The organism is Shewanella sp. KT0246 (assembly GCF_019654955.1).
GTDB lineage: Bacteria > Pseudomonadota > Gammaproteobacteria > Enterobacterales > Shewanellaceae > Shewanella > Shewanella goraebulensis.
Window position 1 is genome coordinate 35,610 of the sequence record NZ_BPEV01000009.1, and the last position, 18,264, is coordinate 53,873.

Below are 18,264 nucleotides of genomic sequence, written 5' to 3' on the forward strand. Positions count from 1 at the left end.
TATCAAATGAACTATCGAAATTGGTCAATAACAAAACAAATAACGTACTTTTCGTTAGCGCTCACGATACTAGTATTCAGTATTATCTCTTCAGTATCCTATTTCAGCTCATCTAATGTATTAAAAGACAAAGCTATTGATTCGATGAACGAGCAAATGCAAAGTAATGCTGCGCTCATCGAACTGCAATATGTCAGCTTATTAAATCTTGCCCGCCGAAACGCTGATATTCTTCGTGCTATGTATCCTGGCAATTTTCATAAACCTGATCGCAGCGTCAGAATTTACAGCACTCAAACCCCTGCACTCGTTCATGAAAATACCCAAATTAATGCCACCAAAAGTAGGGTCGATCGCTTTTCAAATCTCACTGGCGGCACAGCAACTATCTTTGTTAAAGATGGTGATGACTTTTTACGGATCTCAACCTCGCTTAAAAAAGCCGATGGTTCAAGAGCATTAGTGACCTATTTGGGTAAAGGCCACCCAGGTTATCAAACACTAATTAGAGGAGAAACCTACGAAGGGTATGCCAAGTTATTCGGCAAAGATTACATGACAGTTTACCGCCCAATCAAAAATGATAGCGGTGAAGTCATTGGTATTCTGTATATAGGTTTTGACATTACAGAGTCAATCACTGAGCTACAAAAAACCATCAACAATCTGGTGGTAGAAGAATCAGGCTACTATATGCTGGTAAGAAACAGCGATAAAAATCTGATTTCGCATCCTCGATTTAATACTGGGGATGAACTCAACCCTGAAATTTTAAATGGCTTAGATGCCAATAGAATGATCGGCAATCATTTTAGCTACGAGTATCTCAATAATCAGCAAAAAACTATGTTTGCCAATAGCATTAATATCCCAGGTTGGAATTGGACATTAATAGGCTTAACTGAGGCGTCAGAGCTAAATAATGAAAGTTTACAGCTGCTATATATCACCGCTGGCGTTGCTGCTTTAGGGATTATTCTAATCAGCGGTTTACTCGCTATGTTACAAGTTAAGACACTAGCACCGCTTAAACTTTTACAACAACAACTGCAAGCATTAGGTAAAGGCGACCTTTCTCAGACATTTGAGGTAAAAGATCCTCAAAGCAACAATGAAATCGACCGCATTACCGCCAGCGCGGCGGACATGTCGACTAATTTAAAAGACTTGATCGACTCATTGCAGCACTCGGTTGAAACATTAGAATCTCAGGCGCAAAAAGCCCAAGAAATGGCAAGGAAAAATGGTGATGAGTCTGAATCACTCATGATGCAAACCAATCAAATCGCCACTGCAATTGAAGAAATGTCAGCCTCTATTCGTGATGTGGCAAATCATTCCAATGAAGGTGCGACTAAAAGCCAGCAAGTGGATGAGTCATCACGTAGCGGTCATCAACAACTTACCGAAGTCGTTGAGTCACTCAATTCACTTAAAACCCAGCTTAATGAAAGCCAAGCTAATATTGAAAATGTCAGTAAAGAAAGTGAAGCCATTAACCAAGTTACCGAAGTGATTAACAGTATTGCCGAGCAAACTAACTTACTGGCGTTAAATGCGGCTATTGAAGCGGCAAGAGCTGGTGAGCAAGGACGCGGCTTTGCAGTGGTAGCTGATGAAGTTCGATCGCTTGCTCAGCGCACTCAGAGCTCGATTTCTGAAATCAGTAAAACCATTGGCCAATTGCAATCGCAAGTTAAAAGCACTGCCCAGCAAATGGAAGACAGTCATAAATTGGGCACTTATTCTGCAGAGCAAGGCATGGAAACCAGTCACCAATTGAGCCAAATCACCGAAAGTATCGGTGAATTAGCTACATTCACTAGCAGCATCGCTAGCGCTACAGAGCAGCAGAGTGCTGTAGCTGATGAAATTACCCGTAATCTTCATCAAATATCTTCGCTTGCCAATGAAGGCCAAGAGCGCGCTGGAGATACAGTTGAAGTGGCTGATGGATTAACAGAGCTCGCGGGTGAACTTAAAACTAAGATTAATTTCTTTAAGGTTTAAGCTCATTTAGTTTAGGTTCATTTAGTTTAGGTTCATTAAGACTTAAGTTAATAGAAGATTTTTATTAGTTGAAATAAACCTTTGCGAACTCAGGTCTTTATTAGGGCATGAACTGAAAAGTTCATGCCCTTTTGTTTCATAACAAATGGCCGTAACAGCAAAAATCAAAGACTGAATAAAATGATTCGCTCAAATTGATAAGGAAAAGCATGAAAAAACGTACCATAGCCGCATTACTTTCAAGCCATGCGCTCGTACTTGCCGTGGGTTTTGGCGCAGGTATTTACGCACTTCCGATTCTGACTGCGCCAGATGCACCTAGTAGCGAGCAAGTAACGTCTATCGACACTCAGCAACGCTTTACCACTGAGTTTACCAGAGATCTAAAAGACAGTGACGCATTGCACTGGGGCGAAGGTAAAGTCACCATTGGTGACGAGTTTATTACCCTCAATGGTAACCTCTCACCTGGGCCTGATTTTAAAGTGTATTTGGCAAAAGAATTTGTCGAGACCGAAGCTGACTTCATTCGCTTAAAATCAACCATGGTTCAAGTGGCAGACGTGAAAACCTTCGATAACTTTTTGGTTCCTATTACTACAAACGTCAATGTCGCCGATTACAACACCATCATCATTTGGTGTGAAAGCTTTAATCAATTCATTACAGCAGCTCAATATCAGTCTATTTAATCGTTAAACAAGACTTTAGCTATTCCTACTATGATTTTTAGCCAATAAAAAACCCTGCTCTGTGGCAGGGTTTTATTTTTCTAGCTTAAACTACTGGTTACTTATCAGAGTCAGATTCTTTGATTCTGTCTAAGTTTTCAGTGTTTTCAAGCCAAAGCGCATTAATGATGCCAAAAGCACAGGCTAGTAATACACCTAGTATCCAAGAGAAATACCACATAATGGCTCCTTAATTAATAAAGTGATGTCTTGTTCTTTTCAATGAACTCACGGTTCAAGCGACCAAACATCTTGTAATAAGTCCAAGCGGTATAACTCAGTACAATCGGTACGAAAATGATTGCAGCCCAAGTCATTACAGTAAGTGTAATCTCACTCGCCGTGGCATCCCACATGGTTAAACTCACATTCGGGTCTAATGAAGATGGCATGATGAATGGGAACATTGCTGCGCCACAAGTCAAAATGATACCTGCAATAGCTAATGAGCTAAACAAGAAGGCGAAACCACTACGGTTTAAGCGACTCGCAAGTACAACCAGTACTGGCATAAGCAGACCCAATACAGGGAATAGCATCGTCAGTGGGTACTTATCGTAGTTAGCTAACCAAGCGCCAGCTTCAACAGCAACGGTTTTAGTCGTTGGATTTGAAGGGCCAGCAGTATCGATAGCAGAAGTAATCACGTAACCGTCAATACCGTTTACTAACCAAACACCTGCAATAGCAAATAACACAGCAACAAGAAGACCTGTGATTTGAGCAGCTTTTGCTGCACGAACACGTAGTTCGCCTTCAGTCTTCATTTGTAGCCAAGATGCACCTTGCATCACGAACATAAACGCTGCAATTAAGCCTGCTAATAAACCGAATGGGTTAAGTAAGCCAAATAAGCCACCGTGGTACGTTGCACGTAAGAACTGATCAAAATCAAATGGTACGCCTTGGAGTAAGTTACCAAACGCAACACCGATAATCAGCGGAGGCACAAAGCCACCGATGCATAACGCATAATCCCACGACTTACGCCATCTTGGATCTTCAATTTTCGAGCGGTAATCAAAGCCCACTGGACGTAGGAATAAGGCAAACAGTACCAACATCATAGCCACATAGAAGCCAGAGAAAGATACGCCGTAAACCATAGGCCATGCAGCAAACAGTGCACCACCAGCAGTAATTAACCAAACTTGGTTACCATCCCAGTGCGGAGCAATGGTGTTAATCATGATACGGCGGTCAGTATCGTCTTTACCAATGACTGGCAATAACGCACCCACACCCATATCAAAACCGTCGGTCACAGAGAACCCAATTAGCAACACGCCAATCAGAGCCCACCAAATAAATCTTAGTATTTCATAATCAAACATAATCAGGTCCTCAGATTAAGCATCTTGGTTTTCAAAATGATATCTACCTGTCTTAAGGCTTGATGGGCCAAGACGAGCAAACTTAAACATTAAGAACAATTCAATCACTAGTAGAATCGAGTAGAACACAGTGATAGAAATGATACTGAACCACAGATCCGAAGTCGTTAGACTCGACGCTGACATAAAGGTCGGAAGCACTTCTGAAATAGTCCAAGGTTGACGACCGTATTCAGCCACAAACCAACCACATTCAATCGCAATCCAAGGTAACGGTAAGCTGTAAAGTGCAGCACGTAATACCCAAGGCTTCTCTTCAATCTTATGGCGCGTGCTTTGCCAGAACGCAGCAGCGAACACGAATAACATAATCACACCGGCACCAACCATAATACGGAATGACCAGAACATAGGTGCTACGTTAGGGATTGAGTCTTTAGCTGCAGCTTTAATTTGCTCTTCTGTCGCATCAACCACATTTTCAGTGTAACGCTTCAATAGCAAGCCATAACCTAAGTCACCTTTAGTCGCTTCAAAGTTGGCGCGTAGCTCAGGACTTTCGTCACCAGCTTTAAGTTGCTCAAGGAATGAGTAAGCAATCATACCGTTACGAATGCGGATCTCATGCTCATCAATTAAATCGATAATCCCTGTCACTTGCTCATCTAGTGAACGTGTCGCAATGATACCCATTGCAAAAGGAATTTTAATTGCGAAGTCAGTTTCCATTTTTTCTTGATTCGGGAAACCTACAGCAGTAAAGGCTGCTGGAGCTGGCTCAGTGTGCCACTCAGCTTCAATTGCTGCTAACTTAACGCGTTGTACTTCACCGACTTTATAGCCAGATTCATCACCTAATACGATAACCGAAAGGATAGATGCCATACCAAAACTTGCTGCAATCGCGAATGAACGACGAGCAAACGGTAAGTCACGACCTTTAAGGATATAGTAAGAACTAATAGCTAGAACGAACATCGCACCGGCAACATAACCAGATGCAACGGTATGAACGAACTTAACTTGCGCAACAGGGTTAAATACCACTTCAGCGAAGCTAGTCATTTCCATACGCATAGTTTCGTAGTTAAACACAGAACCTACTGGGTTTTGCATCCAACCGTTGGCAACTAGAATCCATAACGCTGACATATTAGAAGCAATGGCGACTAACCAAGTGACTGCTAAATGCTGACGTTTACTGAATCGATCCCAACCAAAGAAGAACATACCAACCAGAGTCGACTCTAGGAAGAATGCCATTAAGCCTTCAATTGCTAATGGTGCGCCAAAAATATCACCCACATAATGTGAGAAATAAGCCCAGTTAGTACCGAACTGGAATTCCATTGCTAAACCGGTGGTGACACCTAAAGCAAAGTTAATCCCGAATAATTTACCCCAGAATTTAGTCATATCTTTATAAATCTGGTTATCAGTCATCACATATAGTGATTCCATGATCGCCAAAATAAAGGCTAAACCTAGTGTTAACGGTACAAACAGAAAGTGATACATGGCTGTAAGCGCGAACTGCAATCGTGACAGCTCTACAACCTCTTCAATAATCATTGGTGACTCCTTACTCGGTACATCCAAATGCCATGATGATTCCCATCAATCACAACAAGTGCCATTGCAGGAAAAAATTTAAAATACTTTAAGTAGCAATATTGCCACGTTAACAACTTGTTAAACACAAGCTTTATTTCATCTCAATCTTGTGGGTAGTTTATCTTGTTAAAACACCTCGCAAATGAGACATTTATCACACTTAAGCCCAAAAAGTGACTTAACACTACAAACCCAAAACCACTAATAATGACTAATCATTAAATATCAACAACTTAAGTGAAAAATCAAATACTGTAGACCTGTAATTTATATCACCGAAATTTGATGCCAATCAACATAATCAGCTATAAAAAATGGCTTTTATGCGGGTTTTGAGCAGGCGCGCAAACTACCACCTTTTAGGGGTTGACCCGAAAGCGAATACTTGCTAGGGATTTGTTTACATTTTTGTAAAATCAACATCTCTAATCCACTCAAAACTAATAAAAACACTCCTAAAACAAAAAATAAACTTTCAACATTTAAGCAATAGAATATTTAACCCTGAAATCAAACCCAAAATAAAAATAAATAACTGAATTAATTAACAAAAAAATCATTCACCTTTAAAAAAAACAACAAACAAAGATGTAAATAGATAAGTTTTACTAATGATAAAGATTAATTTTATTCGTTTGAGTGTTTTTTAAAACGAATATAGAATTTGCCCTGTGTTGAGAGTAGGTCGATTGAACTTGAATAAAATGGATATCAAGTTGCATCCCCAACTCTACTAATTTTAAATATTACTGAGTGGAGATTTAGAAAATGACTAAATTATTTGAGCGTTTCATCAACAGCTACAAAAAAGTATTTGTTGAGATGTACCAAGCGTACTAAAGCGTTTTATATTGTTGCTCATGTTTGTGTCTTAGCTTTAGACACCCATTGGCGGCAATACAATGAAAGGTAGATTAAAGTATGCAATTGCTTGCTGACTCTACTCGACATTACCCTTGATGTTTTGTTAGCGCAAAACAGCTCTTGCAGATCACTTGCAACATAGAGTATTGACTAGCCCTTTAGAGTTTCGATTCTAAGGGGCTTTTTAATGCCCCTTATTGATGTCTTTCTTTATCTAAAGCAGAAACTATTCAAACATACGTTTGATATTGAGTTGTTGATCAACTTTTGACTGTGAATTGACCAATTGTCCAAAATCCGTTTGGATTAAGTCAACGTCGTGGCGCTTCGCCCACACCAGAGCTAAGGGGGAAAGCGCTTGTCCCCCTTAACAATCCCTCAACGCTCCGGCGAAATTTAAACAGCAAAATTTCCAACGGAGAATCATCCAGCGTTAACCTTCTTTTGCAGCCTGCTACAGCAAGCTGCAAAAATCACTAACGCTTCCGATGGGGCGTCTGATGTATAGGGAATTACAAATGTCACGATGGGGTGGATGCCAAAGACTCACCCTTCCCCTCGAAAGCTAGCTGGCATCTTAAGTACAGGATGCACTAAATGCCTTGAAGCACATGGATGTGCGAGAAAAGGCCGTGGCCAGACTCATGCGATTTTCTTGCTTACCTCAATTCAAATGGAACATTCAACGAAAATAAAAAGCAGCATTGAAACAATAAACAAACCTGCAGTCTCAATATTCTCAATTGGAAATGTCCAAGTACACTGAGCTAATTTGCATGATGAATACAGGACGCCGACATAGCCTCAGATTGATCATAGGATGTCGAGAAGGGAAATGCTGTTGTTTCCCTTTCGTCGGGTGTGGGCGAAGCGCCACGACTTCAAAACATATAATTAAATGATTTATATCAATGATATAAAAACTCACAATGCTATAAATTAAGGTTATTATCATAAATTTCAATTGATATGCTTTGAAAAATAAATGGAGTTAACTTTGAATAAGGTTCTAATTAGTTTAGTTTTTTTACTTATAACAGGTTGTACAAGTGTCAATGTCGAGCAGCTTGACCCCAAAATGCAAGTAAGTCACGTATGTATTGAAGAAAACCCCAAAGTGATCGTTCACGATTTTTTGCCTGTTGTTCAAAAAGGATTTAAACGTCATGGAATAACAACAGAAGTTTATACAGACAGTATGCCAAACTATTGTGACTACCATTTGAACTACACCGCTTTGAAAACTTGGGACATGGCTATGTACATGCACCATGCAGAGTTATGGCTATATCGTGGACTAGATAATATTGCTTATGCCGAATATCACCTCAATGGTAAAGGTGGCTTAGCCTTAAATAAATGGGCAAGTGTAGACTCGAAAATGGATCCCGTTATTAATCAACTTTTATCGGGTTATTCACCTGAGATCGTAAATGCTTACCGCAAAACTATACCAACTAATGAATCAGAAAAGGAGTTGGTTTCGGAAACCAAAGAGGATCAATTAAGACAGTTGAAAAGATGGTTAAGTGAAGAACTAATTACTCAGGAAGAGTACGAGCTAGAAAAGCAGAAAGTTCTTTCTAAAAAATTATGAATACTGTGAGAAAAGTATTCTGACAATATGCACCGTTTAGTATTAAAAGTCCTTATTAGAATCCAATGGGTGTCTAATATTTAAACTAACCATAAAAAAGGCGACCATTTGGTCGCCTTTTAGCTGTTCACTCAATACTAGGTTAAGTTACAACTTAACCTAACTTAACGCGCGCATTACGGAACATACGCATCCATGGGCTGTCTTCTGCCCACTCGTCTGGGTGCCATGAGTTAGCAACGGTTCTGAATACACGCTCTGGATGCGGCATCATGATGGTTACTCGACCATCTGTTGTCGTTAGTGCAGTAATTGCATTTGGCGAACCATTCGGGTTTTGTGGGTATTGCGTTGCGATTTGACCGTTACCGTCAACATAACGCAGTGCCACTGTACCTGATGCTTCAGCTGCTGCTAATGCTTCAACAGATTTAAATTCAGCGCGACCTTCACCGTGTGATACAGCAATTGGCATACGTGAACCTTCCATTCCTTCAAAGAAGATTGATGGACTCTTTTGCACTTCAACCAAACTCGCACGGGCTTCAAAACGCTCTGAACGGTTACGGACAAAGTGTGGCCAATGTTCACTACCTGGAATGATTTCTTTCAGGTTAGATAACATCTGACAACCATTACAAACACCCAGCGCTAATGTCGCATCACGCTCAAAGAACTGAGAAAACTCACTGCGAGCACGCTCGTTAAATAAGATTGATTTAGCCCAGCCTTCACCCGCACCTAATACGTCACCGTATGAGAAGCCACCACAAGCAACTAGGCCTTGGAACTCTTCAAGACTGATACGACCCGATAAGATGTCTGACATATGAACATCGCGGCTTTCAAAACCTGCGCGGTCAAATGCGGCTGCCATTTCAACGTGAGAGTTAACGCCTTGCTCACGAATAATCGCCATCTTAGGTGCTGCGCCTTTTAAGATATAAGGTGCTGCTACATCTTCACTTGGGTTAAAGCCTAATTTAACTGTTAGACCTGGGTCTTTAGCTTGCTGTTTAAGCTCAAATTCTTCTTTGGCGCATTCTGGGTTATCACGCATGGCTTGCATACGGTAAGTGGTTTCTGACCACATAGTACGAAGCGATACACGCGAATCACTGAATACTGCACGTTCACCGTCAACCACTGTGATGTTATCGTCTGTCGTTAATGTCGCAACACTATGGCAATCAACGCCAGCGGCGGCAAATTGCGCTTTAATCGCTGCGCTATCAGCTTTAGCCACTTGGATAACCGCACCTAGTTCTTCGTTAAATAAACGTTCAAGGTCGTTACCTTTAAGCGCTGCTAAATCGATATTTAGGCCAGTGTTACCAGCAAATGCCATTTCCACTAATGTGGTGAATAAGCCACCGTCACTGCGGTCATGGTAAGCCATCACTTTTTGCTCAGCGACTAATGGCTGAATGACTTCAAAGAATCCACGTAAGCTTGCAGCATCATCTAAATCTGGCGCAACATCACCCAGTTGGCTGAATACTTGTGCTAAACAAGAACCGCCTAAACGGTTTTGACCTTTGGCCAAATCAACCAATAACAGCTCAGTTTCGCCTTTGTTTGTGCGAAGCTCTGGTGTAACAGTATGACGAATGTCTTTTACCACACCAAAAGCAGTGATAACTAACGACATTGGCGATGTGACTGTTTTGTCTTGACCTGCATCATTCCACGCAGTCTTCATCGACATTGAGTCTTTACCCACAGGGATAGTTAACTCAAGCTCTGGACAAAGTTCTTCACCGACAGCTTTTACTGCTTCATAAAGACCCGCATCTTCACCTGGGTGACCGGCTGCTGACATCCAGTTAGCTGACAATTTAATGTCTTTGAATGAGCCAATATCAGTACCAGCAATGTTTAAGATTGATTCTGCTACCGCCATACGCGCTGATGCGCCGAAATCAAGTAGTGCAAGCGGTGTACGCTCACCAATCGACATAGCTTCACCAGCGTAGCTGTCAAAGCTTGACGCGGTAACAGCACAATCGGCAACTGGAACCTGCCAAGGGCCAACCATTTGGTCACGGTTAACTAAACCTGTCACTGAACGGTCACCAATGGTGATAAGGAATGATTTATCTGCAACCGTTGGTAAATGTAGGATACGAGAAACCGCATCTTTTACATTTATCTCTGCTTGATTCAGCGCTGGAGATTCAGCTTTAGCTGACACCACATCACGGCTCATTTTAGGCGCCTTGCCTAATAGCACTTCAAGCGGTAAATCAATTGGCTTGTTATCAAAGTGGCTATCTTCAAGCGTTAGGTGCTGCTCTGCTGTTGCATCGCCGACGACTGAAAACGGCGCACGTTCACGCTCACAAATTTTTCTGAAGGTTTCTAAATTCTCTGGCGCAACCGACATAACGTAGCGCTCTTGAGATTCGTTACACCAAATCTCAAGTGGACTCATGCCTGGCTCGTCTGAAGGCACGTTACGTAAGTTAAACAATGCGCCACGGTCAGCGTCATTCACAAGCTCAGGGAAGGCATTTGATAATCCGCCAGCGCCCACATCGTGAATAAATTGAATTGGGTTGTCATCACCCATTTGCCAGCAGCGGTCGATCACTTCCTGACAACGACGTTCCATTTCTGGGTTTTCACGTTGCACTGAAGCAAAGTCTAAATCTTCGCTTGATTGGCCTGATGCCATTGAAGATGCAGCGCCGCCGCCCAAACCAATGTTCATTGCAGGGCCACCTAATACGATAAGCTTAGCGCCTACGGTGATCTCGCCTTTTTGAACATGATCTTCACGGATGTTACCTAAACCACCAGCAAGCATAATTGGCTTGTGGTAACCACGAACTTCAACACCGTTGTGGCTTGAAACTTCTTGCTCGTAGGTACGGAAGTAACCCACAAGTGCTGGACGACCAAATTCGTTGTTAAATGCTGCGCCACCTAATGGGCCTTCAGTCATAATTTCTAATGGCGTAACAATACGGCTAGGTTTGCCGTAATCGCCTTCCCATGGTTGTACAAACCCTGGAATTTTAAGGTTAGATACACTAAAACCAGTTAAGCCCGCTTTAGGTTTTGAACCTCGACCTGTAGCGCCTTCATCACGAATTTCTCCGCCTGAACCTGTAGCTGCGCCTGGGTATGGGCTAATGGCTGTTGGATGGTTGTGGGTTTCCACTTTCATCAAGATGTGCATTGGCTCAGTGTGATAGTTGTACACGCCGTCTTGATCTGGGAAGAAGCGACCCGCAACGCTACCGTTCATTACCGCAGCGTTATCTTTATAAGCTGACAACACATTGTCAGGAGTAACTTCAAAGGTGTTCTTAATCATTTTAAACAATGATTTAGGCTGCACTTCACCATCAATAGTCCAGTCAGCATTGAAGATTTTATGACGACAATGTTCTGAGTTCGCTTGAGCGAACATCATTAATTCAATGTCGTTAGGGTTACGGTTTAAGCGAACAAAGTTATCCACTAAATAATCAATTTCGTCTTCTGCTAAAGCCAGACCTAGCTGAACGTTTGCTACTTCTAACGCGCGGCGACCTTCGGCAAGAATATTAATACTCTTAAACGGCAGTGGCTCAGTGCGTTCAAATAACACAGATGCTGCAGCAAACTCTGGTAAAATCACTTCAACCATACGGTCGTGAATTAGGCCTTTAACTTGCGCTAATTGCTCAGTGGTCAGTGAAGCACCAGCTACGTAATAGGCAACACCACGTTCAAGACGTTTTACTTTGCTTAAACCGCAGTTTTTAGCAATGTCAGTTGCTTTTGAAGACCAAGGAGAAATGGTGCCTGGACGAGGAGTAACAAAAAATAATGAACCTTCTGGAGCATGAGATTCAATGGCAGGTCCGTAGGTTAAAATCGTTTCAAGCTGTTGATATTCTTTATCGTCAAGCTTGTCACTGATATCAGCTAAATGGACATACTCAGCGTAGATTTGCTCAACAGGAAGGGCTGCAGTTTCACAGGCCTCCATAAGCTTTTGGATTCTAAAAGCTGAAAGTGCTGGGGCTCCGCGAATGATCTCAATCACGTCAATTCACCTTATGATTATATTGGCAGGGTAAGAATTGGCGCTATTATAGGGAATCACACTTTATAAATCACCTAAGAAGGCTTGCTAGAACAGTGTTTCCCGTTAATGAAAACAATCAAAAATAATCGACTATTTTTAACAGTAATGTTTCAGCAACATTTTATTATTATTTTATTTTTTTAAATTCGATTTTACTAATGAATTCAACCGTATAATTTAACAGCCAATGGCATTCGACTAGGTGAAATAGAAAACTACTGCTACAGTATCTTTATAGAGTTAGATTTTTAAATGAAGCTTTGAAGTACAAATAGGCGACAAGCGAGAGAATTCGTAACTATCAAGTGCGTACTAACTACCAATTACAGCCTCCTGCTTACTCACTTCATTTTTCGAGGGACATGACCAAACTAATAACGATAGCCTCAATTATTTCAATAAGCCTGCTACTTAGCGCTTGCCATCAAGCGAATATGAATGCAACAGAGTTTATTGAACATACGCCTAATCGTACCGTATTAAAGGTAGGGACGCTTTACGGCTCGCAAACCTACCTTAACTCTGATCAAGGTGAAAGTGGCTTTGACTATGAAATGGCGGCTAAGTTTGCCAAGTACCTCGATGTTCCATTAGAAATGGTTCCGTATCATAGTCGAGAGTTGTTGTTTGATGCTCTGCACATGAATGAAATTGATATTGTCGCTGCAGCAATTACAACGACCAATAATCGTCGCGAACAGTTCTTGCTCGGCCCTACCCTATATGAAGTCAATCAAGTACTAATTTACAAATCAGGTAATCTAAAGCCTCGCGACTTTAATAACCTTCAGGGCGACATTATGGTTATACCTGAATCAGCAGCCGTTGAGACCGTCATTAAACTGCAGCAAACCAATCCCAATTTATCTTGGCAGCAAATTTACGATAAAAATAACGAAGAATTGCTCTCTATGGTGGCATCAGGCGAAGTACTCTACACCATTGCCGACTCAAACAGCTTGCTTATTAACCAACGGTATTTACCCGAACTACGAGAAGGTATCGTACTTGATGAAAAAACCGAGGTAGTGTGGTTACTGCCACCGATTAATAGCGATCACTTGTTAAGCTCATTGTTATCTTTTTGGCATATACAAAAGCGAAATGGCACCTTAGAACATTTAAATGAAAAATATTTTGGCCATGTAAAACGCTTTGACTATGTTGATACCCGTGCCTTTATTCGAGCGATTGATAATGTACTGCCTGAATACCAAGCTTTATTTGAAAAATATGCTGGTGATTTAGATTGGCGTAAACTAGCTGCTGCTGGTTATCAAGAATCACATTGGAACCCTAAAGCTCGCTCCCCAACCGGCGTTCGCGGCATGATGATGCTCACCCAACCTACAGCAAGCTCTGTGGGTGTTGATAACCGTTTAGATGCTGAGCAAAGTATTCGCGGTGGGGCGATTTATCTGCAAAAAATGATAGACCGATTGCCTGATTCTATCCCTGATAGCCAGCGAATTTGGTTTGCCCTTGCCTCGTATAACATTGGTTTAGGACATGTAGAAGATGCCCGTAAAATTACCGAAGGTATGGGCAAAGATCCCAGTGCTTGGCGTGATGTTAAACAGGTTTTACCCTTATTACAGCAACGTAAATATTATCAGCACACACGCTACGGTTACGCCAGAGGTAGTGAGGCGGCCCATTATGTTGACAATATTCGCCGCTATTACGATACGTTAGTCTGGGTTGATAACCAGAATAAACAGCAAGATTTGCTAGAAGAAGTTGAAAGTGAACTTGATGATGCAACCAGTCTCAATGCAGAAATTATAGAAAGCTCTGAAGATATTACCAAGTCGTCAGCAAAATAAGGCACCATCGGTGAAGTAAGACTGCCATCGACGAAATAAAGCAGTCATGAACGCAATAAAACAGTCATCAAAACGGTGTATCATCAACCGTATATACATATCTTAAAGTAGGTGAATAATGAGAAAACCGAATATGAATAATAATGCTCGCCGTCGCAGTAGTATTAAATTGAAACAGCGTAGAATGCTAAACCGTCAAAAGCTATTCTTTGCCTTTTTGCAGCAACAAGTCTGATTGCTGCTTTAGCAGCTGTTTAAGTGCTTTTTTCTCATCACGGCGACGTTTAAAAAACTGACTCAATTGACTCGCACACTCTTCAGCTAAAACACCAGAATCCACTGCTAACTGGTGATTAAAGTGCGAGTCTTGCAATAAGTTAATCACACTGCCCGCCGCGCCCGTTTTTAAGTCCTTGGCTCCAAATACTACCCGCTCTATTCGGCTATGGATCATAGCGCCTGCGCACATTGGGCATGGCTCTAAGGTGACATACAAGGTTGCCCCAAGCATGCGGTAATTTTCTAACACTTTGCCAGCCGCTCTTATGCACTGCATTTCCGCATGGGCACTCGGGTCGTGCTCGGTAATACTTAAGTTAAAACCTGATGCAATCATTTGATCATCTTTAACTAAAACGGCACCAACAGGTACTTCGCCCAAGGCTTCAGCTTTCGTCGCCAACCCTATCGCCACACGCATCCACTTCTCATCTTGAGCAGCAAGAATTACTAGCTCCTCAGGTGTTAATGGTTTGGCCTGACTCGCTTGCTGTTTTTGGCTGATATGGGCTTTGTTTTCTAACGTCATTAGTATCTCTTAGGCTTAGCTATGTTTAACTTATTGCATTTAGCTTAATCATTAAATCTTATAGCAAATAGCAATGCATCAACTTCTTTAAATTATACGGCAAACAACAATAAATTTATCCCAATAAAAAAGGCGCCTAAGCGCCTTTTTTCAATCTAATCGGAGGTTATTCCCATTCGATTGTTGCAGGTGGCTTACCTGAAATATCATATACCACACGTGAAATACCGTCGATTTCGTTAATGATGCGGTTAGATACACGACCTAAGAAGTCATATGGTAAGTGTGCCCAATGTGCAGTCATGAAATCTATCGTTTCAACAGCGCGCAATGAAACAACCCAATCGTATTTACGACCATCGCCCATTACGCCAACTGAACGTACTGGTAGGAATACTGTAAATGCTTGGCTGACTTTGTGGTAAAGGTCAGCTTTATGCAGCTCTTCAATAAAGATAGCATCAGCTAAACGCAGTAAGTCACAGTATTCTTTTTTCACTTCACCTAAAACACGCACACCTAAACCCGGTCCAGGGAAAGGATGACGGTATAGCATGTCGTATGGCAGGCCTAATTCTAAACCAATTTTACGGACTTCATCTTTAAACAATTCACGTAATGGCTCAACTAATCCCAGTTCCATATCATCTGGCAATCCGCCAACGTTATGGTGAGATTTAATCACATGCGCTTTACCTGTTGCACTACCAGCAGACTCAATCACATCAGGATAAATAGTTCCTTGAGCTAACCACTTAGCATTAACGCATTTCTTTGATTCTTCATCGAAGATATCAACGAATACATGGCCAATGATTTTACGCTTAGCTTCAGGGTCAGCTTCGCCAGCCATTGCGTCTAGGAAACGGTTTTCTGCATCAACGTGAACAATGTTAAGTCCGAAGTGATCGCCAAACATATCCATCACTTGCTCAGCTTCATTCAAACGTAATAAGCCATTATCAACGAATACACACGTTAGCTTGTCACCAATAGCGCGGTGAAGCAGCATAGCCACTACCGATGAATCAACGCCACCTGATAAGCCTAAAATAACTTCGTCATCACCAATTTGCTTTTTCAGACGCTCAATTGCATCTTCAATGATTGATGAAGGTTTCCAGTTGGCATCACAACCACAGATATCAAGGGCGAAATGCTCAAGCATACGCTTACCTTGGCGTGTGTGTGTCACTTCAGGGTGGAATTGTACACCGTAGAATTTTTTGTCTTCATTTGCCATGGCAGCAAAAGGACAAGTTTCGGTTTTAGCGACAGTAACAAAACCTTCTGGAATTTCTGATACCTTGTCACCGTGGCTCATCCATACGTCAAGTAATGGCTTGCCTTCAGCGCTGATAGCATCTTCAATGCTTTTGAATAATGCTGATTCAGTTTGCACTTCAACTTGTGCATAACCAAACTCACCTTCACCCACACCTTGAATAACTTTACCGCCTAATTGCTCAGACATGGTTTGCATGCCGTAACAAATACCCAGTACTGGTATGCCTGCATTAAATACGTATTCAGAAGCGCGAGGCGAATTGTCAGCGGTCACACTTTCAGGGCCACCTGCTAATATGATGCCGTTAGGAGCAAATTCTTTAATTTGCTCTTCAGATACATCCCAAGCCCAAAGCTCACAATAAACACCGATTTCACGAATACGGCGGGCGATTAACTGCGTGTATTGCGATCCAAAGTCTAGGATCAGGATTTTATGCTCATGAATGTTGCTCATGGGATACCTTATATCTGGTTTTGCTTAGAGTAGGTGTACTTCAATCTGCATACCTTAAGCGCTTTATAAATAAATGCGTTAATTACATTATGCAGATTGAAAAAAGGCGACAATCACATTGCCGCCTTTATTTAATTAAGAACCGCTACGGTAATTCGGCGCTTCTTTACTGATAGTTACATCATGGACATGAGACTCACCCATACCTGCCGATGTAATTTTCACGAATTCAGCTTTTTCATTTAATTCTTTAATGGTTGCACAACCAGTAAGACCCATACATGAACGTAAACCGCCCATATGTTGGTGAATGATTTCTTTCAACTTACCTTTGTAAGCAACGCGACCTTCAATACCTTCAGGTACTAATTTGTCAGCAGCGTTATCGCTTTGGAAGTAACGGTCAGATGAACCTTGAGTTTGGGTCATTGCACCTAAAGAACCCATACCGCGGTATGACTTGTATGCACGGCCGTTGTATAACTCAGTTTCGCCCGGTGCTTCTTCAGTACCTGCAAACATTGAGCCTGCCATGATACATGATGCGCCAGCCGCTAATGCTTTAGCTAAATCACCAGAGAATCGAATGCCACCATCTGCAATCACTGGAATATCTAAATGCTTAATTGCTTCTGCAGCATCTGATACGGCTGTAATTTGCGGAACACCAACACCCGTTACGATACGAGTAGTACAAATTGAACCAGGGCCAATACCGACTTTAACTGCATCAACGCCCGCTTCAACTAAGGCTAAAGCACCTTCAGCTGTTGCTACGTTACCGCCAACAATTTGTAAATCAGGGAATGCAGCACGCGTATCACGAATACGTTGTAAAACGCCTTCTGAATGGCCATGTGAAGAGTCAATTAGCAATACATCGACACCGGCTTTAACCAATGCTTCAACACGTTCTTCGTTGCCAGCACCAGCACCTACAGCAGCACCTACACGTAAGCGACCTAACTCGTCTTTACATGCATTGGGTTTACGTTCTGCTTTTTGGAAATCTTTAACTGTGATTAAGCCTTTTAGCTTGAAGTTGTCATCAACCACTAATACTTTTTCAACACGATGTGAATGCATTAAGGTTTGAACTTCATCTAACTTAGTCCCTTCAAGAACAGTAACTAGACGATCTTTCGGCGTCATCACTTGCTCAACGGTACGGCTCCAATCAGTGATAAAACGAACATCACGGCCAGTGATGATACCGACAAGCTCATTCGCATCGTTAATCACTGGATAACCAGCAAATCCATTGCGTTCAGTTAATTGCTTAAGTTCAGCTAGCGTAGTGCTTGGTGTCACTGTCACAGGTTGTTGAACGATACCAGCTTCGTAAATCTTAACTTTACGTACTTCTTCAGCTTGTTGTTCAATCGTCATGTTTTTATGAATAAAACCTAAACCACCTTCTTGCGCCATCGCGATTGCTAAACGAGCTTCAGTTACGGTATCCATAGCTGCAGACACGATAGGTGTGTTTAATTCAATTTTTTTAGTCAGACGAGTTTTTAGAACAGCGGTATTTGGGAGGACGGTTGAGTGAGCAGGCACTAGTAGTACATCATCAAATGTTAGTGCGTCATTTCTTAATCTTAACATGCAACATCTCCCAGAAAGTGTAGGGTTTAGAAAGGGTAAATATTGCG

Annotated in this window: 11 protein-coding genes; 4 read left to right on the forward strand and 7 right to left on the reverse strand. The window is 41.8% G+C overall.

Features of this window, described 5'->3' with window-relative positions; all coding sequences use genetic code 11:
* Positions 1 to 6 precede the first annotated feature (6 nt).
* The gene (locus K5Q58_RS06030; RefSeq protein WP_220753057.1) at positions 7 to 2,010 is read left to right on the forward strand and encodes a methyl-accepting chemotaxis protein; all 2,004 of its coding nucleotides are present in this window, start codon (positions 7 to 9) and stop codon (positions 2,008 to 2,010) included.
* A gap of 209 nt (positions 2,011 to 2,219) precedes the next feature.
* Complete coding sequence (locus tag K5Q58_RS06035) at positions 2,220 to 2,702, forward strand: DM13 domain-containing protein (protein ID WP_220753058.1); 483 nt, start codon at positions 2,220 to 2,222, stop codon at positions 2,700 to 2,702.
* 97 nt (positions 2,703 to 2,799) lie between these two features.
* On the opposite strand, the gene cydX is transcribed toward K5Q58_RS06035, so the two are convergent.
* Genes cydX through K5Q58_RS06050 form a run of 3 tightly spaced genes read right to left on the reverse strand, consistent with a single transcriptional unit; the run spans position 2,800 to position 5,647 of the window.
* Complete coding sequence (gene cydX / locus K5Q58_RS06040; RefSeq protein ID WP_220753059.1) at positions 2,800 to 2,922, reverse strand: cytochrome bd-I oxidase subunit CydX; 123 nt, start codon at positions 2,920 to 2,922, stop codon at positions 2,800 to 2,802.
* 13 nt (positions 2,923 to 2,935) lie between these two features.
* Complete coding sequence (cydB, locus tag K5Q58_RS06045) at positions 2,936 to 4,075, reverse strand: cytochrome d ubiquinol oxidase subunit II (protein WP_220753060.1); 1,140 nt, start codon at positions 4,073 to 4,075, stop codon at positions 2,936 to 2,938.
* Between the two features lie 15 nt (positions 4,076 to 4,090).
* The gene (locus K5Q58_RS06050; protein WP_220753061.1) at positions 4,091 to 5,647 is read right to left on the reverse strand and encodes a cytochrome ubiquinol oxidase subunit I; all 1,557 of its coding nucleotides are present in this window, start codon (positions 5,645 to 5,647) and stop codon (positions 4,091 to 4,093) included.
* A gap of 1,903 nt (positions 5,648 to 7,550) precedes the next feature.
* Here K5Q58_RS06050 and K5Q58_RS06055 point away from each other — a divergent pair.
* Complete coding sequence (locus K5Q58_RS06055) at positions 7,551 to 8,150, forward strand: Sbal_3080 family lipoprotein (protein WP_220753062.1); 600 nt, start codon at positions 7,551 to 7,553, stop codon at positions 8,148 to 8,150.
* A gap of 154 nt (positions 8,151 to 8,304) precedes the next feature.
* Here K5Q58_RS06055 and purL read toward each other — a convergent pair whose 3' ends face one another.
* A complete protein-coding gene (gene purL, locus K5Q58_RS06060; RefSeq protein ID WP_220753129.1) occupies positions 8,305 to 12,186 on the reverse strand; it encodes a phosphoribosylformylglycinamidine synthase in 3,882 nt (1,293 codons plus the stop codon).
* 407 nt (positions 12,187 to 12,593) lie between these two features.
* Between purL and mltF the strand changes: the two genes are divergently transcribed.
* Positions 12,594 to 14,057 (forward strand): membrane-bound lytic murein transglycosylase MltF, encoded by a 1,464-nt coding sequence (gene mltF / locus K5Q58_RS06065; protein WP_220753063.1) that lies wholly within the window; start codon positions 12,594 to 12,596, stop codon positions 14,055 to 14,057.
* 202 nt (positions 14,058 to 14,259) lie between these two features.
* On the opposite strand, the gene tadA is transcribed toward mltF, so the two are convergent.
* The 3 genes from tadA to guaB form a co-directional block, all read right to left on the reverse strand.
* Positions 14,260 to 14,865, reverse strand: a complete 606-nt coding sequence (gene tadA, locus K5Q58_RS06070) for a tRNA adenosine(34) deaminase TadA (protein WP_220753064.1) — start codon at positions 14,863 to 14,865, stop codon at positions 14,260 to 14,262.
* A 166-nt stretch (positions 14,866 to 15,031) separates the two neighbouring features.
* Positions 15,032 to 16,609, reverse strand: a complete 1,578-nt coding sequence (gene guaA / locus K5Q58_RS06075; protein WP_220753065.1) for a glutamine-hydrolyzing GMP synthase — start codon at positions 16,607 to 16,609, stop codon at positions 15,032 to 15,034.
* 135 nt (positions 16,610 to 16,744) lie between these two features.
* Positions 16,745 to 18,217 carry an IMP dehydrogenase gene (gene guaB / locus K5Q58_RS06080; RefSeq protein WP_220753066.1) on the reverse strand — a complete coding sequence of 491 codons (1,473 nt, stop codon included), beginning with the start codon at positions 18,215 to 18,217 and terminating at the stop codon, positions 16,745 to 16,747.
* Positions 18,218 to 18,264: the final 47 nt, after the last annotated feature.